The following is a 20,635-nucleotide window of genomic DNA, read 5'->3' as shown; positions in this document are numbered from 1 at the left end:
GGAGTCACATGGACGGTTTAATGACCTTATGGTCGGAAACAGGGATAGCCAACTTCGAGCTCGGTCAGCTCATTATGATCGCCGTTGGCGGACTGTTGTTGTTTTTGGCCATACGCAAGGGCTTCGAGCCCCTGCTGCTGGTGCCGATTGGCTTTGGTGCCATTCTGGCGAACATTCCTAACGCAGGCTTTACCGAGCCGGGCGGGCTTTTGTACTACGTCTACTACATAGGGATCGAATCCGGGGTATTCCCGCTGCTGATCTTTATGGGCGTAGGGGCCATGACCGACTTCGGTGCGCTGATCGCTAACCCCAAGACTCTTTGGCTGGGGGCGGCGGCGCAGTTTGGTATTTTCGCTACTCTGTTTGGTGCGATCCTGCTGAACTATGTGCCGGGTATGGAGTTCTCCATGGCAGATGCGGCGTCGATCGCGATCATCGGTGGTGCCGATGGCCCGACGGCGATCTTCCTTGCCAGTCAGCTCTCACCAGAACTGCTGGGTGCGATCGCGGTGGCGGCCTACAGCTATATGGCGCTGGTGCCGATCATTCAGCCGCCGATCATGAAAGCGCTGACAACGGAAGATGAGCGTAAGATCAAGATGGCTCAGCTGCGTCACGTCAACAAAGGGGAGAAGATCCTCTTCCCGATGGCGGTACTGGGTATGACCATACTCTTCCTGCCGGCCGCAACGCCGCTGGTTGGTATGTTCTGTCTGGGTAACCTGATGCGTGAAGCGGGTGTGGTAGAGCGTCTGTCTCAGACTGCACAAAACGAGCTGATCAACATTGTGACCATCTTCCTGGGTCTGGGTGTGGGCTCCAAACTTCAGGCGGACAAGTTCCTGAACATGGAAACCCTGGGCATCCTGGCACTGGGCGCGGTGGCATTCAGTATCGGTACCGGTGCGGGTGTGCTTATGGCGAAAGCGCTGAATAAGTTCTCCAAAGAGGACATCAACCCACTTATCGGTGCGGCGGGTGTTTCTGCAGTGCCGATGGCGGCGCGGGTGGTGAACAAGGTTGGCCTGGAAGCGAACCCGCAAAACTTCCTGCTGATGCACGCTATGGGGCCAAACGTGGCCGGTGTGCTTGGCTCGGCGGTTGCGGCAGGTGTGTTGCTGGCCCTGGTTGGTTAGTAATTGCGCAATTTGCGATCAGATGGTTAACGCAAAGCCATAATTTGGTTTATAGTCAAAGGGATGCCAGGTGCATCCCTTTGTTTTTACTCATAAGGACTATGTATGACAGAAAATCATCGAGTGGTTATTACCGGATTTGGTGATACCAGCGTGCTGGCCGTTGAGTCTGCTGCCATGCCTGTACCAGGGCCGGGAGAGGTGCTGGTCAAAGTCTTGTTCGCCGGGGTGAATCCCATTGATGTTAAGACCCGGGCGGGACTTGGCTGGGCGGCTGAGCAGAACAGGGACAAACTGCCGTGGACGCCGGGTTATGACATCTCCGGTCAGGTTGCCGGACTGGGCGAAGGGGTGGAAGAGCTCGCTGTCGGTGAGACTGTCGCCGGGTTTGTTGGCTTTCCCCTGCAGGGCGGCGGTTACAGTCAGTACCTGTGTGTGGCGGTTGATGCCCTGAGCCGGGTGCCGGACAGCGTGACTCCGGAAGCAGCGGCGGTATTGCCGCTGGCAGGTCAGACTGCAGCGCAGGCGCTCAATAAAGCCCGCGTAACAGCCGGTGACCGGGTATTGATCCTGGCAGGCGCCGGTGGTGTTGGTCACCTGGCGGTTCAGATAGCCGTGGCGGCTCAGGCCGAAGTCTATACCAGCTGCAGTGAGAAGAACCTCGATTATCTTGCTACTCTTGGCGCACACGCGATCAACTATGAGTTTGCACCGGTGTCAGAACGGTTGCAGGACGTGGATGTCCTGATCGATCTCGTGGGCGGGGATGCGGCACTCGATGCGCTGAAGTGTCTCAAAGACGGTGCCCGGGTGGTGACCGTTCCGACCATTACCGCAGATCTTATCTGTGAAAAAGCTGGCCTGCTCGGTTTTGAAGCCAGCGGTATGCTGGTAGAGCCGGACCCGGAGCAGCTCGATACCATGCTGTACATGGTGGGTGTCGGCATTCTGAAGACCGAGATCCAGCACATTTATCCATTCCATGAGGTGGCATCCGCTCACCAACAGGTCGAAACCGGCCATACCCGGGGCAAGGTTCTGCTTGATATGCAATGTTAGAGTCACTGGCGCTGTGGTTCAGTGATTCTGCCCTTTGGGTACTGTTTGCGACCGGTTTTCTCAGTGCTACCCTGCTGCCCGGCGGCTCAGAAGCCGGGCTGCTGGCCACGCTTAAGCTCGGCCAGTATCCGGTCGCGGAAGTGATTCTGGTGGCGACGATTGGTAATACCCTTGGCGGCCTGACCAACTACTGGCTGGGTATTTTGTTGCCCAACCGAACCCAAAACGAAAAACATGGTCATAAAGCTATAAGCTGGCTCAGCCGTTATGGCTACTGGACGTTGCTGCTCAGCTGGTTACCGGTGATCGGTGACCCTTTGTGCCTTGCAGCCGGCTGGCTGAGAATGAAATTTTTACCCTGCGTTGTGCTGATTGCCACAGGCAAAGCGCTGCGCTATACCGTACTGGCCGCGGCTTTTTACGGTTTGTTTTAATCGCCGGTATCCGTGCGGTGGTTGTTGTCCAGGGTGCTGCGGACAACCGCACAGCATTCATTGCAGCATAAACAGGTCTGAACTATGAAAAAATTCTGGATAGCGGGAGCCATTTCTCTCGCTCTTGCCGGGTGCGCTTCGGTTTCTCCGGTCGCATTCTTCTCATCGCTCCCGGAAGGGGTAACCCTGGTGGATGAAGCGGACTCTTCCGCCGGTGAAGTCGCGGTCGCCTATGAAAAGTACCAGCTGGATAATGGCCTGACCGTGATTCTGGCACCGGATCACTCCGATCCCCTGGTGCACGTGGATATGACCTACCACGTCGGATCTGCCCGTGAAGAGCTGGGGAAATCGGGCTTTGCCCACTTTTTTGAACACATGATGTTCCAGGGCTCTGAGCATGTCGGGGACCAGGAGCATTTTCGTATCGTTACCGAAGCTGGTGGCAGCCTGAACGGCACCACCAACCGCGACCGGACTAACTACTTTGAAACCGTGCCGTCCAACCAGCTGGAGAAGATGCTGTGGCTGGAATCCGACCGGATGGGCTTTTTGCTCGATGCGGTTTCCCAGCGCAAGTTCGAAGTGCAGCGCGATACGGTGAAAAACGAACGCGCCCAGAACTACGACAACCGCCCTTATGGCCTGATGTGGGAGCGTATCGGTGAAGCCATGTATCCGGAAGGTCACCCTTACTCGTGGCAGACCATAGGCTATGTGGAAGATCTCGATAAAGTCGATGTGAATGATCTGAAGGCCTTCTTCCTGCGCTGGTACGGCCCGAACAACGCCACCCTGACCATTGGCGGTGACATCGATACCGACCAGACCCTGGAGTGGGTGGTGAAATACTTTGGCTCCATTCCAAAAGGGCCGGAAGTTACCCCGGCAGACAAACAGCCAGCGACACTGGATCAGGACCGTTATCTGACCCTGGAAGACAGGATCCGCCAGCCAATGCTGGTAGTGAGCTGGCCAACCTCGTATATGGGGGCGGACGATCAGGCGTCGCTGGACATGCTGGCCGCCCTGCTGGGTGGCGGCACTTCCAGCCCGCTGTACAAGGAGTTTGTTGAAACCAATAAAGCGGTCAGTGCCGGGGCGTTCCATGACTGCGCCGAACTGGCGTGTACCATGAACGTCTACCTGATGGCCAAAGCCAATACGCCACTTGAGCCGCTTTATCAGGAGCTGAAACAGACCCTGGCGGATTTCAGCAAACAGCCGGTGGAGAAAGCCCGTCTCGATGAGCTGACCGGCCGCGCCTATGCCGGTGCCGTCTTTGGCCTGCAGAGCGTGAAAGGCAAGGTGACCACGCTGGCAGAGAGTGAAGTGTTTTACGGTGAGCCAAACCGGATTCAGACTGAGCTTGACGCGCTGAAATCGGTCACGCCGGAAACCATTTCAGAGGTGTATCAGCGTTACATGGCAGACACCCACAGGGTAACCCTGAGCGTGGTGCCAAAAGGCCACCCAGAACTGGCGGCGGCGAAAGATAACTTCAGCCGGCCGGTACGTGATTACGGGGAGCCTGAGAAGATCAGCGAGAGTGAACTCAGTTACCGTCGTGCCACCGATGATTTTGACCGCAGCCAGATGCCGCCGGTCGCTGGTCCGGTAAAAGGCAAGATGCCGGAGCTGTACCGCCTCTACCCGGATAACGGCATGGAAGTGCTGGGCACGGTCAGTGATGAAACCCCAACGGTTCAGCTGCGCCTTGAGCTGCCTGCCGGTAAACGCTACGTCGCGCGCGGTAAGGAAGGGCTGGCAGGCCTGACCGCCGCAATGATGGAGGAGGGGACGACCTCCCATACCATTCAGCAGCTGGAAGCGAAACTGGATATGCTCGGCAGCCAGGTGAGTTTCCGGGATAACGGCTATACCACTACGGTTTATGTGGCGAGCCTTGAAGAGCACTTTGACGCGACCCTGGAAATCGTGCGCGAAATGCTGCTTGAACCGGCGTTTGATGAAAAGGCGTTTGAACGGGTGAAGCAGCAGGCGCTGCAAAGCCTTATCTATGAGCATCAGAAACCGTCCTGGCTGGCGTCTCAGGCGACCCGTCAGGCGCTGTATGGCGACTCCCTGTTTGGCCGCGCCAGCGATGGTACCCAGGCTTCGGTATCGGCACTGACCCTGGATGATGTGAAAGAGTTTTACCGTCAGCACTACACTCCTCAGGGGGCGCAAATGGTGGTGGTCGGTGACATCAGCAAACGTCAGCTCAAACGTTCACTGGCTCCGCTGACTGAGTGGCAGGGACGTCTGGCACCGCTGTACACCCCACAGATCATCCGGCCAAAAACAGACCGGGCGATCTATCTGGTGGACAAGCCTGATGCGCCGCAGAGCATCGTGCGCCTGGCCCGTAACGGCCTGCCGTTTGATGCCACCGGAGAGCTGTACCTGACCCAGCTGGCTAACTACAACCTGGCCGGTAATTTTAACAGCCGCATTAACCAGAACCTGCGCGAAGACAAAGCCTACACCTACGGTGCCAGCGGATACGCTTATGGTTCGCGGGAAACCGGCGCCATCGTCTTTGATGCCCAGGTACGGGCGGATGTGACCGTGCCGGCGCTGGAAGAGCTGATCAACGAGATGAATGAGTTTGCCCTGAGCGGTGTGACGGAAAAAGAGATCCGCTTTATGCAGCTGGCGGTCGGGCAGAGCGATGCACTCAAGTATGAGACGCCGCGCCAGAAAGGTCAGCTGATGAGCGGGATTCTGACCTATTCGCTGGATGAGGATTACCTCGACCAGCGTGACCGGATCCTGCAGCAGATCGACAAAACCACCCTGGATAAGATCGCCGCCAAATGGTTTGACCCTCAGGACTACCAGATCATTGTGGTCGGGGATGCGACTAAGCTGAAAGGAGAACTGGAAAAACTGGGTCTTCCTTTAGTAAAGGTTGAAATACAGCCTTAGCGGACACATAACAAAAGCAGCGCTCCGGCGCTGCTTTCATTCATGCTACAGAATGATTATGCTTACCCAAAACCACTATAAGAAGTGAAGTCAGTTTTGAATACTTTCTCTGAGCGACTGGCACAGGTCGCACAACATGCCTCAGCATTTTCCAGCTTTAACCGGGGGGTTGAGCGCGAAACTTTGCGTTATCAGGACCAGGGCAAACTGGCTGATACGCCGCACCCGCAGGCGCTCGGCTCGGCGATGACCAACCAGTGGATTACCACCGATTACGCAGAGCAGTTGCTTGAGTTCATTACTCCGGTATCCGGCTCGGTGACTGAGCTGCTCGACCAGCTGAGTGACATCCACCACTACACCCAGACCCGCCTTGGCGACGAGAACCTGTGGCCGCTTTCCATGCCGTGTTATGTGGCGGATGAAGACGACATCACCCTGGCGCAGTATGGCAGTTCGAACGCCGGTAAGATGAAGACCCTTTATCGTCAGGGACTGAAAAACCGTTACGGTAGTCTGATGCAGGTGATTTCCGGGGTGCACTTTAACTTCTCATTCCCGGATGCGTTCTGGGATGCGGTGCTCGAAAAACCGGAACAAGACCGCCAGGCTCAGATCAGTGAGGCCTATTTTGGCCTGATCCGTAACTACTATCGCTTTGGCTGGCTGATCCCGTTCCTGTTTGGTGCCTCACCGGCGCTGTGCCCTTCGTTTATCAAAGGCCGCGATACCAGGCTGGCCTTTGAAAACGTGGGTAAAACCCTCTATCTGCCGCAGGCGACATCTCTTCGTCTCAGCGATCTCGGCTACACCAACAGTGCCCAGAGCGAGCTGAAAATCGGCTTTAACAGTCTGGAACAGTATCTGGACGGGCTGAACAAAGCGATCAAAACCCCGTCGGCAGAGTTTGCAGAGATCGGGATTAAAGTGGACGGCGAGTACCGTCAGCTCAACAGTAATGTGCTGCAGATTGAAAACGAGCTCTACGCACCGATCCGTCCCAAGCGGGTAACCGAAGGGGATGAAAAACCGTCTCAGGCGCTGGCACGCGGTGGGGTGCAGTACATCGAGGTCCGCTCTCTGGATGTGAACCCGTTTGCCCCGACCGGTATTACCGCTGAGCAGGTTCGCTTCCTCGACCTGTTCCTGACCTGGGCGGTGCTGAGTGAGTCAGACCCTATGGATAACTGCGAACTGGCATGCTGGCACGATAACTGGCAGAAAGTGATCCTTGAAGGGCGCAGACCCGGCCTTGAGCTGCAGATTGGCTGCCATGGTGAGCGGCTGACCCTGCAGGAGTGGGCACACCGTGTCTTTGCTGACCTGCGCCAGGTCGCAGAAGTGATGGATGCTGCGCAGGGTGGCAGCGAATATCGTCAGGTTTGCGATACACTGGAAAGCTGGATAGATAACCCGGAGCTGACCATTTCCGGTCAGTTGCTGGAACACATCAAACAGCACGGTGGGCTGCTGGCTTCCGGTTGTGAGCTGGGTGAGCGCTACCGCGATCATCATCTTGGTCAGGGCTACCGTACCTACACTGAGCAGCAGATGAGTGATGAAGCGCAGCAGTCGCTGGCGAAGCAGGCAGCGGATGAAAATCGGCCTCAGGCACCGTTTGATGAGTTCCTCGAAGACTATTTTGCTTATATGCAGGAGTAAGCTTTGAAAGTACGCGAATGGATGCGCATTACCGCGGGCGTGGCACTGGGACTGGCTGTCAGTGGCTGCGCCACACCGCCTCCTCAAAAGCAGGCCAACCTGTGTGATATTTTCCGTGAAAAGCCGGGCTGGTATGAAGATGCGCTCGATATGGAAGATGAGTGGGGCACGCCTATCCAGGTCGCGATGGCCTTTATTAAGCAGGAAAGCAGCTTTATTCACGATGCCCGGCCACCCAAAGATTACGTGCTGGGCTTTATTCCCTGGGGACGGGTCAGCAGCGCTTATGGCTATGCCCAGGCTCAGGACCCGGCCTGGGAAGACTTCCAGAAAGCCACCGGCCACGGCGGTTCGCGTACTGACTTCGATGACGCGCTGATGTTTGTCGGCTGGTATACCCACGAGACGCAAAGACAGCTCGGGGTATCTAAATGGGATGCATATAACCAGTATCTGGCTTACCATGAAGGGCGCGGAGGCTTTAAGCGAAAAACCTATAACAGCAAGCCTTCAGTGAAAAAAGTGGCACGCAAGGTTGAGCAGCAGGCCAAAAACTATGGCTGGCAGCTCAAACAGTGCCGGGAAGAATTAGACGACAACCGCAGCTGGTTGTTTTAACGAAGGAGTTTTGAAAGATGCCTCTGTTGGACAGTTTTACCGTTGACCATACCCGTATGCACGCACCTGCGGTGCGGGTAGCCAAAACCATGCAGACCCCGAAAGGCGATACCATTACCGTGTTTGACCTGCGTTTCTGTGTTCCGAATAAGGCCATTTTGTCTGAAGAGGGTATCCATACTCTTGAGCACCTGTACGCAGGCTTTATGCGTGCGCACCTGAACGGTGATAATGTGGAGATCATCGATATCTCGCCAATGGGCTGCCGCACCGGTTTTTACATGAGCCTGATCGGTACTCCGGGTGAGCAGCAGGTGGCAGACGCCTGGCTGGCTGCGATGCATGACGTGCTGAAAGTGGAAAGCCAGAACAAGATCCCTGAGCTGAACGAATATCAGTGTGGCACCGCGGCGATGCACTCGCTGAGTGACGCGCAGCAGATCGCCAAAGATATCATTGAGGCGGGTATTCAGGTCAACAAGAACGACGAGCTGGCACTGCCGGAGTCGATGCTGAAAGAGCTGAAAGTCTGATTTGTCAGATAACAGATACCAAAACGGCCACCTTAGGGTGGCCGTTTTTTTATGTTTTTGTTTTGGTCAGGAAACCGGTTTACGCGACTTTGGCCGGGTAGACCCTGACCATTTTGATCCTGTTCTCGGTGAAGTCGACGATCTCCATGGTATGGCTGGCGATCTGCAGGCTGAGGTGGCTCTCCGGAAGGTCTTCCAGGTGCTCCAGGATCAGGCCGTTCAGGGTGCGCGGTCCGTCGGTCGGCAGCTCCCATTTCAGGCCTTTGTTGATGTCGCGGATATTGGCGCTGCCTTCAATCAGAAAGCTGCCATCGCTTTGCGGGGTGATTTCCTCGGCCAGGCTCGGGGCAATCGAGGTGGTAAACTCGCCGACGATCTCTTCGAGAATATCTTCCAGAGTGATAAGGCCTATGATGTCGCCGTACTCGTCGACGATAAGCCCCACCCGTTCTTTATTGCGCTGGAACTTCAGCAGCTGAACGTTAAGCGGCGTGGCTTCGGGAATGAAGTACACCTCATCGGCAGACCGCAGCAGGCTCTCTTTGGTAAACTCGTTTTTCTCCAGCATCAGGCGATAGGCTTCACGCAGGCGAACGATGCCGACCACTTCATCGATCTGATCCCGGTAGAGCACGATCCGGCCGTGCGGGGAGTGAGTCAGCTGGCGTACGATCGATTTCCAGTCATCGTTGATGTCGATACCGGTGATCTCGTTGCGCGGCACCATGATGTCGTTTACGGTGACGTTTTCCAGATCCAGAATCGACAGCAGCATGTCCTGGTGACGGCTGGGAATAAGGCCGCCGGCTTCATTCACCACGGTACGCAGCTCTTCTGAGCTGAGCGGGTCATCGCCGTTGTGGGCGACTTTAATCCCCAGAACCCGCAGAAAGCCATTGGTGATGAAGTTCACCAGGATCACCAGCGGAGAGAGCACTTTCATCAGAATGCTCAGTACCACCGAGCTGGCGTAGGAGACGCGTTCCGGATAGAGAGAGGCGAGGGTTTTTGGCGTCACTTCGGCAAACACCAGTACCACCATGGTCAGCGCACCAGTGGCGATCGCTACCCCGAGGTCGCCGTACAGGCGCATACCCAAAATAGTGGCGATGGCAGAGGCCAGAATGTTGACCAGGTTGTTGCCGATCAGGATAAGGCCGATCAGGCGGTCAGGACGGTCGAGCAGTTTTTCTACCCGGCGGGCACCTTTGTGGCCCTCTTTGGACAGGTGCTTCAGACGGTAGCGGTTGAGGGACATCATCCCTGTCTCTGAACCTGAAAAATACCCTGAAATGATAATGAGCAGCGCCAGCAGCGCGAATAAAACTCCGGTAGAGATGGCTTCCAAACTGTTTGAGTCCCTTTTTCCTGGTCTGGTGATTAAAATGGTTTTAGCGACGATGCCGCTAAAATGCAAATGGGTGCATGTTAACTGAGAATAAACTCACGTATAAATCGGCTGCCGAAGTAGGCCAGCGTCAGCAGGGTTGCGCCTGCCACGGTGAACCAGGTCACCCGTTTGCCGCGCCAGCCCTGGTGGTAGTGCCCCCACAGCAGAACGCTGTAAATCACCCATGCAACAAAAGAGAACACCGCCTTGTGCGCTTTGCCCTGGGCAAACATATCTTCGACAAAGAAATAGCCGGTCAGCAGGGTCGCGGTCAGCAGTCCGTTACCGATCAGAATAATTTTGAACAGCTGACGTTCGACTTTCATCAGCGGCGGAAAGTTGGGGTTAAATGCCAGTGCCTTCTTATTCTTAAGTTTGTAGTCCAGCCAGGCGAGCTGAATCGCGTACAGGGCGGCAATGGTCAGGGTCGAATAAGCAAACAGCGCCAGCGAAATATGGGTCAGTAGTTTGGGGGCATTTTCAAAGTGAGTAATGTAGGCGCTGGGCAGAAAAGTGGAGCCGGTGATGTTTAAGATCGCAAAACCGTAAGCGACCGGCAGCAGAAACCACAACCGGGTCTTGAACATTGAGGCACTCAGCACCATAGATATGATAAAGCTGATCAGCGAAGCCACGTTCATGATACTGAGGTTTTGCCCGCTGCCGTTCAGGATCAGGTCAGCCAGCAGCCAGGCATGAAACAGCAGGGCCAGCATCGCACCGGTAAACACAGTGCGGGTTTTGATCCCGGTATGATGAGCCAGACCCGGCACTATCATACTGATGGCAAGAGCGTAGAGTATTATTGCCGCAACGGCGACCAGGCTTTCCATAGTGTCCACTAATCATCAGATAGAATGAGAGATTATACCCAACAGACACCCGGGTGCATAGCGTCCGGACAGGGGGGCTGCTTTCAGGTCAGTGATTAAGGTATACTCTCTCACAATTTAGCGCATTGATTGAGCAATATAGATTATGTTTGACAATTTAACCGAACGACTGTCGAAAACGCTGAAAAACATCAGCGGTAAAGGTCGACTGACAGAAGACAATATTAAAGAGACCCTGCGCGAAGTGCGCATGGCGCTGCTGGAAGCGGACGTTGCCCTGCCGGTAGTCCGTGAGTTTATCAAAGGCGTAAAAGAACGCGCCGTTGGTGTGGAAGTCTCGAAATCCCTGACCCCGGGCCAGGAGTTCATCAAGATCGTTCAGGCCGAGCTTGAAGCGGTAATGGGCGAATCGAACGAAGCGCTCAACCTGGCGGCTCAGCCACCGGCCGTGATCCTGATGGCCGGTCTGCAGGGTGCGGGTAAAACCACCTCGGTCGGTAAGTTGTCAAAACTGCTGAAAGAGAACGACAAGAAGAAAGTGCTGGTGGTGTCTGCGGACGTTTACCGCCCGGCGGCGATCAAACAGCTGGAAACCCTGGCCGCTGACGTTGGCGTAGACTTCTTCCCGTCCAGCGCGGATCAGAAGCCAATTGATATTGCTAATGCCGCTATCGATCACGCGAAGAAAAAATTCTATGACGTACTGGTAGTCGATACCGCCGGTCGTCTGGCCATCGATGAGCAGATGATGGGTGAAATCCAGGATCTGCACGCAGCCATCAACCCGGTTGAAACCCTGTTTGTGGTCGACGCCATGACAGGTCAGGATGCGGCGAACACCGCAAAAGCCTTTGGTGAAGCCCTGCCGCTGACCGGTGTGGTTCTGACCAAGGTAGACGGTGATGCCCGTGGTGGTGCGGCGCTGTCGGTACGTCATGTGACCGGTAAGCCAATCAAGTTCCTCGGTGTGGGTGAGAAGACCGACGCGCTGGAACCTTTCCATCCGGACCGTATCGCGTCACGTATTCTGGGCATGGGTGACGTACTGTCGCTGATTGAAGACCTGCAGAAGAACGTTGACCACGAAAAAGCCGAGAAGCTGGCGAAGAAGTTTAAAGAGAAGAAAGGTTTCGACCTGGAAGACTTCCGCGAGCAGCTGGGCCAGATGCAGAACATGGGCGGCATGATGGGCATGATGGACAAGCTGCCGGGTATGTCCCAGTTGCCGGACAATGTAAAAGACAAAGTTGACGACAAGATGTTTAAGCAAATGGAAGCGATTATCAATTCCATGACCATGAAAGAGCGTCAGCGTCCTGAACTCATCAAAGGCTCACGCAAGAAGCGTATCGCAGCCGGTTCCGGTACTCAGGTACAGGATGTAAACCGTCTGCTCAAGCAGTTCACCCAGATGCAGAAGATGATGAAGAAAATGCAGAAGGGCGGCATGAAAGGCATGATGCGCAACATGCAGGGCATGATGGGCGGTATGGGTGGCATGGGCGGTGGATTTAATCCGTTCGGACGTTAATATCGCTTGCGCGATGGCGCTGGACACGGGGCGCTAGGCCCTGGGGGAGCTTGCGATAAGTGATGTGGGAAACCGAAGCTATCGTGTTGACTGCAAGGTTCTGGTAAGAAACTCTGCTTGCAGAGCCCAGAGCCCAGAGCCCAGAGCCCAGAGCCCAGAGCCCAGAGCCTATTATTTTTCAACCCGTTACCCAGCTCACACTTTTCCGCTTTACATTCTGTTGGTGAAAAAGTAGCTAAAACCCTTGCAAAGCCCCGGAATAAGAGTAAAATTCCGGGGCTTTATTTTGGCACGAGACCCCAGGTTGTTTATTGATAAATGGCTTTTGGGGTTAATTTTATTTTTGAGAAAGCAAAGAGGACGACATGGTAACCATTCGTTTGGCACGTCACGGCGCTAAGAAGCGTCCATTCTATCAAATCGTAGTAGCGGACAGCCGTAATGCGGCAACTGGCCGTTTCATCGAGAAAGTAGGTTTCTTCAACCCTACTGCTAAAGGTCAGGAAGAAGGTCTTCGTCTGGACCTGGATCGCGTTAACCACTGGGTTGGTCAAGGCGCATCTCTGTCTGACCGCGTAGCTAAGCTGGTAAAAGACGCTCAAAAAGCGGCTTAATTCTGGCTTATGTCGATGAAGGATAAAGAAACAATGAGTGAGCAAAACGAAAGAATTGTTGTAGGCAAGTTTGGTGCTACCTATGGCATTCGTGGCTGGCTCAAAGTTTTTTCCTACACAGACAATGCCGAAAGCATTTTTGATTACAGCCCCTGGTATATCCAGCAAAAGGGCGAGTGGGTTGAGTTTAAAGTAGAGAGCTGGAAGCGCCATAACAAAGGTATGGTGGCTAAGCTTGAAGGTCTGGAAATTCGCGAAGACGCGCAGCTTCTGACCAACATCGAAATTGCTATCGACCCGGCAACACTACCTGAATTGTCAGAAGATGAGTTCTACTGGCGTGAATTGTTTGGTATGCAGGTGTTCACCACCAAAGGCTATAACCTTGGTGAGGTCGTTGACCTGATGGAAACCGGCTCCAACGATGTTTTGGTAGTTAAAGCCAATCTGAAAGATGCTTTTGGACAAAAGGAACGATTAATTCCGTTCCTTGAAGAGCAGGTGATCAAGAAAGTTGATCGCGAAGCTCAACGGATCGAAGTTGACTGGGATCCTGGATTCTGATCTCCATATAAAGAGCGAGCAGTAACATGTGGGTTGGCGTAATCAGCCTTTTTCCTGAAATGTTCCGCAGCGTTACCGATTATGGAGTAACAGGTCAGGCGGTTAAAAGTGGTCTTTTGTCAGTTGAGACATGGAATCCCCGTGATTTCACTCACGACAAACATCGCACTGTCGATGACAGACCCTACGGTGGTGGCCCCGGTATGCTGATGATGGTGCAGCCTTTGCGCGATGCCATTCATGCTGCCAAACAAGCCGCACCGGGAAAGACGAAAGTCATTTACCTGTCGCCGCAAGGTCGTAAGCTCGACCAGCAGGGCGTAGAGGAACTGGCAACCAATGAGAACCTGCTTCTTATTTGTGGCCGTTACGAAGGGGTAGATGAGCGCATCATTCAGTCTGAGGTTGACGAAGAATGGTCAATCGGAGACTTTGTGATGACGGGCGGTGAAATCCCGGCCATGACGCTTATCGACTCAGTATCCCGGTTTGTTCCGGGTGTATTGGGCGATTTTGCGTCGGCAGAGGAAGACTCCTTTGCCAATGGCTTACTGGATTGCCCGCACTATACGCGTCCAGAGGTACTTGATGGTGAGTCCGTTCCGGCGGTACTTAAATCAGGCAACCATAAGGACATTCGTCGCTGGCGGTTACAACAATCGCTGGGCCGTACCTGGCTGAGAAGACCAGAGCTCCTGGAAAACCTAGCTCTGACTGACGAACAGGAACAATTACTGGCCGGGTTCATCAGAGAACACCGTAATCAGTAACCTATTTATTTTAGTATCAGTTTATTCTAGGAATTTAGAAAATGAGTAACATCATCAAAGCTCTTGAGCAAGAGCAAATGAAACAAGATCTGCCTGCATTTGCACCAGGTGACACTGTTGTAGTTCAGGTAAAAGTAAAAGAAGGTGACCGTGAGCGTCTTCAGGCGTTCGAAGGTGTTGTAATCGGTAAGCGTAACCGTGGCCTTCACTCAGCATTCACCGTTCGTAAGATCTCTAACGGCGAAGGTGTTGAGCGTACGTTCCAAACTCACTCTCCAATGGTTGATAGCATTGAAGTTAAACGCCGTGGTGCAGTACGTCGTGCCAAACTGTACTACCTGCGTGAGCGTTCTGGTAAAGCAGCTCGTATTAAAGAGAAGCTTGCTAAGAAGTAATGCTAGAACTAGCGTTCTCATGAAAAAAGCGGGTCCTGTATGGGACCCGCTTTTTTTTGGCGCTGGGTACTGGGCGCTAGGCCCTGGGGGAGCCCGCGATACAGAATGTGGGAAATCGAGGCTATCATGTTGACTGCAAGGTTCCAGTAAGAATCTCTGCTTGCAGAGCCCAGAGCCCAGAGCCCAGAGCCCAGAGCCCAGAGCCCAGAGCCCAGAGCCCAGAGCCCAGAGCCCAGAGCCCAGAGCCAATTCTTTTCCAAATGCAACTACACACCATCAATCCTTGCTCAAAAGTGTGATTTCCGTTACATTGATCACACCTTTCATCATGGAGACAGAACGCAATGGTTCGAATTGCGATTGCAGGAGCAGCTGGCCGTATGGGCCGCAATCTCGTTAAGGCGACACATCACCATCCAGAGGCACAACTCGGTGCCGCTTCAGAAAGACCAGAATCTTCACTTATCGGCGTTGACGCCGGTGAGCTCAGTGGCGAAGGCCGTCTGCAGGTTGCGCTGGTGGATGACTTTGCCAAAGTCGTGGATGATTTTGATGTTCTGATCGACTTCACTGCCCCGGTCAGCACCATGGCCAACATTGAACTGTGTAAGCAGCACGGTAAACAGCTGGTGATCGGCACCACAGGTTTTACCGAAGAGCAGAAAGCAGAGATCGATCAGGCTGCCAGAGAGATGCCAATCGTAATGGCGCCAAACTACAGCGTTGGCGTAAACCTGGTGTTCAAACTCCTTGAGAAAGCCGCCAAAGTGATGGGCGACTACTGCGATATTGAGATCGTAGAAGCGCACCACCGCCACAAAGTCGATGCGCCTTCGGGTACCGCTATCGGTATGGGCGAAGCGATCGCCGGTGCCATGGGTAACAACCTCAGCGATGTGGCCGTGTATGCCCGTGAAGGGATCACCGGCGAACGCACCAAAGATGAAATCGGTTTTGCCACCATTCGTGCCGGCGACATTATCGGTGAGCACACCGCAATGTTTGCTGACATTGGTGAGCGTGTGGAGATCACCCACAAAGCCACAGACCGGATGACATTTGCCAATGGTGCCGTAAAAGCAGCTATCTGGCTGGCAGGCAAACCGGCGGGTTTTTATACCATGACAGATGTGCTGCAGCTCAATAAGCTGTAATCTCACTGTTACTGACAGAATAACTATGCGCCGGCTTATGCCGGCGTTTTTTGTATTTACCGCCCCGGACTCATATCACTTAACCTGCCATTCACCGCCCGAATATCCCTACTTATCTTGTTATTTTGCGTGTTTATGGTCTTTTTTGTCTTATTTGTGCAGAAATGCAAACTAAACCCGGCTTGATGAACGTTTGCCTTTTTCTGTTTGCCGGAAAAGTGCGGTTTTAGCAAGTGGCATCGCAGTAATGAAGCATATCTGACGAAAAATGCAGCTCCGGCCGGAGTAAATGAGTGGTTTTGGCGTTTTGGGGCAAGAAATTGAGTTTTGGTGGACAAAATACAAATTTATTTGGTGGCAAATGTTGACACTGGTCACATGGCTCACTAGAATACCGCCAATTTATCTGAAGTCCTCGAAAGCGCATAAATACGGTTTCAAGGGAGGCGGATTTGCAATATAATTTATTTTTAATGCATTTTTATTCTGGAGGTTGTCTTGAGTAAGTCAGCACTGCTGGTCCTGGAAGATGGGACAGTATTCCGCGGAGTATCTATTGGCGCAGATGGAAGCTCCGTTGGTGAAGTCGTTTTTAATACCTCGATGACGGGGTACCAAGAAATCCTCACTGATCCTTCCTATTCTCAACAAATCGTAACTCTTACCTATCCCCACATTGGCAATACCGGTACCAATACCGAAGATGAAGAATCCTCAGCGATTCACGCACAGGGCCTTGTGATTCGCGATCTTCCACTGATTGCTTCCAACTTCCGTAATGAACAGTCTCTTTCTGATTACCTTAAGTCACAAAACATTGTGGGCATCGCTGATATCGATACCCGTAAGCTGACCCGCATTCTGCGTGAAAAAGGTGCTCAAAACGGCTGCATCATGGCAGGCGATAACCTGGACGAAGCTTTGGCGCTGGCGAAAGCAAAAGAATTCCCTGGCCTGAAAGGAATGGATCTTGCGAAAGAGGTTACAACAAAAGAAGCGTATCAATGGAAACAGGGTTCGTGGACGCTCGAGGGTGGACTTCCTGAAGCGAAAGACGACAGCGAACTGCCATACCACGTTGTCGCTTATGACTTCGGTGCCAAGCGAAACATCCTGCGAATGCTGGTTGACCGCGGCTGCCGCCTGACCGTTGTACCTGCTGAAACTTCTGCAGAAGAAGTGCTGGCGATGAACCCGGACGGCGTGTTCCTGTCAAACGGCCCTGGTGACCCGGCGCCATGTACTTACGCGATTGAAGCGACCAAAACGTTCCTGGACAAGAACCTGCCAATCTTTGGTATCTGTCTTGGCCACCAGATCCTGGCTCTGGCCTCTGGCGCACAAACAGTGAAAATGAAGTTCGGTCACCATGGTGCAAACCACCCGGTTAAAGACCTGGACCGCGACGTTGTGATGATCACTTCTCAGAACCACGGTTTTGCTGCGGATGAAGAGACGCTGCCGGAAACACTGCGCGCGACGCACAAGTCACTGTTTGACGGCACCCTGCAGGGTATCCACCGCACTGACAAACCAGCGTTCAGCTTCCAGGGGCACCCTGAAGCAAGCCCGGGCCCGCACGATGCAGCCCCGCTGTTTGACCACTTTATTGAACTGATTAAGAAGCACAAAGCGTAATTCGGAGTATTAAAGAATGCCAAAACGTACTGACATAAAAAGTATTCTGATCCTGGGTGCAGGCCCGATTGTTATCGGTCAGGCATGTGAGTTTGACTACTCTGGTGCTCAGGCCTGTAAAGCGCTGCGTGAAGAGGGTTACCGCGTAATCCTGGTAAACTCGAACCCGGCTACTATCATGACCGACCCGGATATGGCAGATGCAACTTACATCGAGCCAATCCAGTGGGAAGTGGTACGCAAGATCATTGAAAAAGAGCGTCCGGATGCGGTTCTGCCAACCATGGGTGGCCAGACAGCACTGAACTGTGCACTTGAGCTGGAACGTCACGGCGTACTGGAAGAGTTTGGTGTCGAAATGATCGGCGCGACTGCAGACGCAATCGACAAAGCAGAAGACCGTTCACGCTTCGATGCGGCAATGAAATCCATCGGCCTTGAGTGTCCGCGTGCGGATACTGCCAAGACAATGGAAGAAGCGTACAAAGTGCTGGATATGGTCGGCTTCCCTTGTATTATCCGCCCTTCTTTCACCATGGGTGGTACCGGTGGCGGTATCGCTTACAACAAAGAAGAGTTTGAAGAGATCTGTCGCCGCGGTCTGGACCTGTCGCCAACCAACGAGCTTCTGATTGACGAATCTCTGATCGGCTGGAAAGAGTACGAGATGGAAGTGGTTCGCGATAAAGCGGATAACTGCATCATCGTATGTTCTATCGAAAACTTTGACCCAATGGGCATCCACACCGGTGACTCAATCACAGTTGCGCCTGCGCAGACTCTGACTGATAAAGAGTACCAGCTGATGCGTAACGCCTCTCTGGCGGTACTGCGTGAAATCGGTGTAGAGACTGGTGGTTCAAACGTACAGTTTGGTATCAACCCGAAAGATGGCCGTATGGTTATCATCGAGATGAACCCGCGTGTATCACGCTCTTCTGCGCTGGCATCGAAAGCGACCGGTTTCCCGATTGCAAAAATCGCCGCCAAACTGGCAGTGGGCTTCACTCTTGATGAGCTGCAAAACGACATCACCGGTGGCAAGACGCCGGCATCGTTCGAGCCGACCATCGACTACGTGGTTACCAAGATCCCACGCTTTAACTTCGAGAAATTTGCCGGCGCTAACGACCGCCTGACGACTCAGATGAAGTCGGTGGGTGAGGTAATGGCGATTGGCCGTAACCAGCAGGAATCCCTGCAAAAAGCACTGCGCGGCCTGGAAGTGGGCGCAAACGGCTTTGATGAAATGGTTGACCTGGACGCGCCTGACGCACTGACTAAGATTCGTCACGAGCTGAAAGAAGCCGGCGCTGAGCGTATCTGGTACATCGCTGACGCATTCCGTGCCGGTCTGTCAGTAGACGGCGTATTCAACCTGACCCAAATTGACCGCTGGTTCCTGGTTCAGATTGAAGAGCTGGTGAAGCTGGAGCAGGAAGTTAAAGCTGGTGGTTTTGCCGGCCTGACTCAGGACGTGCTGCGCAAGATGAAGCGTAAAGGCTTCTCTGATGCCCGCCTGTCTGACCTGTTGGGTGTAGCGGAAAGCGAAATCCGTCGTCTGCGTGACCAGTACGACATCCACCCGGTTTACAAGCGCGTGGATACCTGTGCGGCTGAGTTCTCATCTGACACCGCTTACATGTACTCATCTTACGATGACGAGTGTGAAGCGCAGCCAACTGACAAAGACAAGATCATGGTTCTGGGCGGCGGTCCAAACCGTATCGGTCAGGGCATCGAATTTGACTACTGCTGTGTACACGCGTCGCTGGCGCTGCGCGAAGACGGCTATGAAACCATCATGGTTAACTGTAACCCTGAAACCGTTTCTACTGACTACGACACTTCAGACCGTCTGTACTTTGAGCCGGTAACCCTGGAAGACGTGCTGTCTATCGTGCGCGTTGAGAAGCCAAAAGGCGTTATCGTTCAGTACGGTGGCCAGACTCCTCTGAAACTGGCGCGTGCGCTGGAAGCGGCAGGTGTGCCAATCATCGGTACCAGCCCGGATGCGATTGACCGTGCGGAAGACCGTGAGCGCTTCCAGGTCGCTGTAGACCGTCTGGGTCTGCTGCAGCCGGAAAACGCCACTGTAACCACGCTGGAGCAGGCGGTTGAGAAGTCACGTGAAATCGGCTTCCCGCTGGTGGTTCGCCCGTCTTATGTACTGGGTGGCCGTGCGATGGAAATCGTATACGACGAAGCAGACCTGCGCCGTTACTTCAACGAAGCAGTAAGTGTATCCAACGAGTCTCCGGTTCTGCTGGACAGCTTCCTGGATGACGCAGTAGAAGTCGACGTGGATGCAATCTGTGATGGTGAGCGTGTGGTTATTGGCGGCATCATGGAGCACATTGAGCAGGCGGGCGTTCACTCTGGTGACTCTGCATGTTCTCTTCCGGCTTATACCCTGAGCCAGGAAATCCAGGACGTGATGCGCGAGCAGGTTGAGAAATTGGCGTTTGAGCTGGGCGTACGTGGTCTGATGAACACCCAGTTTGCCGTGAAGAACAACAAGGTTTACCTGATTGAAGTGAACCCGCGTGCTGCACGTACCGTGCCTTTCGTATCGAAAGCAACCGGTGCTCCGCTGGCGAAAATCGCCGCGCGTGTAATGGCTGGTCAGTCTCTTGAGTCTCAGGGCTTCACCAAAGAGATCATCCCACCTTACTACTCAGTGAAAGAAGTGGTACTGCCGTTCAACAAGTTCCCGGGTGTTGACCCGCTGCTTGGCCCTGAAATGCGCTCTACCGGTGAGGTAATGGGTGTGGGTGCAACGTTCGCAGAAGCATACGCGAAAGCAGAGCTGGGCTGTGGCAAGGTTTACCCTGAAGGCGGCCGTGCACTGCTGTCTGTTCGCGAAGGCGATAAAGAGCGTGTGGTTGACCTGGCATCGAAACTGACCAAACTGGGTTACCAGCTGGATGCGACTCACGGTACTGCTGTGATTCTGGGCGAAGCGGGTATTAACCCACGTCTGGTGAACAAGGTACACGAAGGCCGTCCGCACATTCTGGACCGTATCAAGAACAACGAGTACACCTACATCGTGAACACGGCTGCCGGCCGTCAGGCGATTGAAGACTCGAAAGTACTGCGTCGCGGCGCGCTGGCAGAGAAAGTGAACTACACCACAACTCTGAACGCTGCGTTTGCTGCCTGTATGGCGCACACGTCTGATGCGACCAGCAACGTGACTTCAGTGCAGGAACTGCACGCTCAGGTTAAAGAGAACCTGGCATAAGCATATAAAAACAGTAAGCCTCAGGCTTATCTGACAACCTCATTGCCCGCTCTCTGAGCGGGCTTTTTTTTGCCTTTGTAAAACTGTTGAAAAAGTGGAATGAATTGTAGGCGGGCTATTCGC

At 53.8% G+C, this 20,635-nt stretch carries 17 protein-coding genes; 15 read left to right on the top strand and 2 right to left on the bottom strand.

What is annotated here, in order from left to right; translation table 11 throughout:
* The first annotated feature begins 8 nt into the window (after window positions 1-8).
* From ACVB80_RS15370 to luxS, 7 genes are all read left to right on the top strand, one after another.
* Window positions 9-1,139, top strand: a complete 1,131-nt coding sequence (locus tag ACVB80_RS15370; RefSeq protein ID WP_481082172.1) for a sodium ion-translocating decarboxylase subunit beta — start codon at window positions 9-11, stop codon at window positions 1,137-1,139.
* A 105-nt stretch (window positions 1,140-1,244) separates the two neighbouring features.
* Window positions 1,245-2,198: an NADP-dependent oxidoreductase gene (locus ACVB80_RS15365; protein WP_481082171.1), complete on the top strand. Its 954-nt coding sequence runs from the start codon at window positions 1,245-1,247 to the stop codon at window positions 2,196-2,198.
* Window positions 2,192-2,632, top strand: coding sequence for a YqaA family protein (locus tag ACVB80_RS15360; RefSeq protein ID WP_481082170.1), 441 nt, complete (start codon window positions 2,192-2,194; stop codon window positions 2,630-2,632). The genes ACVB80_RS15365 and ACVB80_RS15360 overlap by 7 nt, the downstream gene beginning before the upstream one ends.
* An 84-nt stretch (window positions 2,633-2,716) precedes the next feature.
* Entirely contained in the window at window positions 2,717-5,563 is a 2,847-nt protein-coding gene (locus ACVB80_RS15355) for a M16 family metallopeptidase (protein WP_481082169.1), read from the top strand.
* A 96-nt stretch (window positions 5,564-5,659) separates the two neighbouring features.
* Window positions 5,660-7,225 (top strand): glutamate--cysteine ligase, encoded by a 1,566-nt coding sequence (gene gshA, locus ACVB80_RS15350; protein WP_481082168.1) that lies wholly within the window; start codon window positions 5,660-5,662, stop codon window positions 7,223-7,225.
* 21 nt (window positions 7,226-7,246) lie between these two features.
* Window positions 7,247-7,843 carry a transglycosylase SLT domain-containing protein gene (locus tag ACVB80_RS15345; RefSeq protein WP_481082268.1) on the top strand — a complete coding sequence of 199 codons (597 nt, stop codon included), beginning with the start codon at window positions 7,247-7,249 and terminating at the stop codon, window positions 7,841-7,843.
* 17 nt (window positions 7,844-7,860) lie between these two features.
* A complete protein-coding gene (gene luxS, locus ACVB80_RS15340; protein WP_481082167.1) occupies window positions 7,861-8,376 on the top strand; it encodes an S-ribosylhomocysteine lyase in 516 nt (171 codons plus the stop codon).
* Between the two features lie 79 nt (window positions 8,377-8,455).
* On the opposite strand, the gene ACVB80_RS15335 is transcribed toward luxS, so the two are convergent.
* Window positions 8,456-9,724 (bottom strand): HlyC/CorC family transporter, encoded by a 1,269-nt coding sequence (locus ACVB80_RS15335; RefSeq protein WP_481082166.1) that lies wholly within the window; start codon window positions 9,722-9,724, stop codon window positions 8,456-8,458.
* 80 nt (window positions 9,725-9,804) lie between these two features.
* On the bottom strand, window positions 9,805-10,599 hold the full coding sequence (locus ACVB80_RS15330; RefSeq protein ID WP_481082267.1) for a cytochrome C assembly family protein: 795 nt from the start codon (window positions 10,597-10,599) through the stop codon (window positions 9,805-9,807).
* A gap of 145 nt (window positions 10,600-10,744) precedes the next feature.
* On the opposite strand from ACVB80_RS15330, the gene ffh reads away from it, so the two are divergent.
* From ffh to carB, 8 genes are all read left to right on the top strand, one after another.
* On the top strand, window positions 10,745-12,130 hold the full coding sequence (gene ffh, locus ACVB80_RS15325; protein WP_481082165.1) for a signal recognition particle protein: 1,386 nt from the start codon (window positions 10,745-10,747) through the stop codon (window positions 12,128-12,130).
* Window positions 12,131-12,495: 365 nt separating this feature from the next.
* Entirely contained in the window at window positions 12,496-12,744 is a 249-nt protein-coding gene (gene rpsP, locus ACVB80_RS15320; RefSeq protein WP_005438039.1) for a 30S ribosomal protein S16, read from the top strand.
* A 9-nt stretch (window positions 12,745-12,753) separates the two neighbouring features.
* On the top strand, window positions 12,754-13,308 hold the full coding sequence (rimM, locus tag ACVB80_RS15315) for a ribosome maturation factor RimM (protein ID WP_481082164.1): 555 nt from the start codon (window positions 12,754-12,756) through the stop codon (window positions 13,306-13,308).
* 26 nt (window positions 13,309-13,334) lie between these two features.
* Window positions 13,335-14,078, top strand: a complete 744-nt coding sequence (gene trmD / locus ACVB80_RS15310) for a tRNA (guanosine(37)-N1)-methyltransferase TrmD (protein WP_481082163.1) — start codon at window positions 13,335-13,337, stop codon at window positions 14,076-14,078.
* 41 nt (window positions 14,079-14,119) lie between these two features.
* The gene (gene rplS, locus ACVB80_RS15305) at window positions 14,120-14,473 is read left to right on the top strand and encodes a 50S ribosomal protein L19 (RefSeq protein ID WP_481082162.1); all 354 of its coding nucleotides are present in this window, start codon (window positions 14,120-14,122) and stop codon (window positions 14,471-14,473) included.
* Between the two features lie 344 nt (window positions 14,474-14,817).
* On the top strand, window positions 14,818-15,627 hold the full coding sequence (gene dapB / locus ACVB80_RS15300; RefSeq protein WP_481082161.1) for a 4-hydroxy-tetrahydrodipicolinate reductase: 810 nt from the start codon (window positions 14,818-14,820) through the stop codon (window positions 15,625-15,627).
* 498 nt (window positions 15,628-16,125) lie between these two features.
* Window positions 16,126-17,265: a glutamine-hydrolyzing carbamoyl-phosphate synthase small subunit gene (carA, locus tag ACVB80_RS15295; RefSeq protein ID WP_481082160.1), complete on the top strand. Its 1,140-nt coding sequence runs from the start codon at window positions 16,126-16,128 to the stop codon at window positions 17,263-17,265.
* 16 nt (window positions 17,266-17,281) lie between these two features.
* A complete protein-coding gene (carB, locus tag ACVB80_RS15290; RefSeq protein ID WP_481082159.1) occupies window positions 17,282-20,512 on the top strand; it encodes a carbamoyl-phosphate synthase large subunit in 3,231 nt (1,076 codons plus the stop codon).
* Window positions 20,513-20,635: the final 123 nt, after the last annotated feature.

It is taken from the genome of Vibrio sp. 9-16B-A1, from assembly GCF_056726165.1.
The sequence above is the reverse complement of the archived record's forward strand: the minus strand, read 5'-3'. Positions and strand labels throughout refer to the sequence as shown.

Bases quoted from the DNA above. Each gene is read 5' to 3' on its own strand.
- rpsP (WP_005438039.1), top strand. From the start codon at position 12,496: ATGGTAACCATTCGTTTGGCACGTCACGGCGCTAAGAAGCGTCCATTC.
- dapB (WP_481082161.1), top strand. From the start codon at position 14,818: ATGGTTCGAATTGCGATTGCAGGAGCAGCTGGCCGTATGGGCCGCAAT.
- ACVB80_RS15365 (WP_481082171.1), top strand. From the start codon at position 1,245: ATGACAGAAAATCATCGAGTGGTTATTACCGGATTTGGTGATACCAGC.
- ffh (WP_481082165.1), top strand. From the start codon at position 10,745: ATGTTTGACAATTTAACCGAACGACTGTCGAAAACGCTGAAAAACATC.
- carB (WP_481082159.1), top strand. From the start codon at position 17,282: ATGCCAAAACGTACTGACATAAAAAGTATTCTGATCCTGGGTGCAGGC.
- luxS (WP_481082167.1), top strand. From the start codon at position 7,861: ATGCCTCTGTTGGACAGTTTTACCGTTGACCATACCCGTATGCACGCA.
- rimM (WP_481082164.1), top strand. From the start codon at position 12,754: ATGTCGATGAAGGATAAAGAAACAATGAGTGAGCAAAACGAAAGAATT.
- ACVB80_RS15345 (WP_481082268.1), top strand. From the start codon at position 7,247: ATGCGCATTACCGCGGGCGTGGCACTGGGACTGGCTGTCAGTGGCTGC.
- ACVB80_RS15370 (WP_481082172.1), top strand. From the start codon at position 9: ATGGACGGTTTAATGACCTTATGGTCGGAAACAGGGATAGCCAACTTC.
- rplS (WP_481082162.1), top strand. From the start codon at position 14,120: ATGAGTAACATCATCAAAGCTCTTGAGCAAGAGCAAATGAAACAAGAT.
- ACVB80_RS15360 (WP_481082170.1), top strand. From the start codon at position 2,192: ATGTTAGAGTCACTGGCGCTGTGGTTCAGTGATTCTGCCCTTTGGGTA.
- ACVB80_RS15355 (WP_481082169.1), top strand. From the start codon at position 2,717: ATGAAAAAATTCTGGATAGCGGGAGCCATTTCTCTCGCTCTTGCCGGG.
- ACVB80_RS15330 (WP_481082267.1), bottom strand. From the start codon at position 10,599: ATGGAAAGCCTGGTCGCCGTTGCGGCAATAATACTCTACGCTCTTGCC.
- trmD (WP_481082163.1), top strand. From the start codon at position 13,335: ATGTGGGTTGGCGTAATCAGCCTTTTTCCTGAAATGTTCCGCAGCGTT.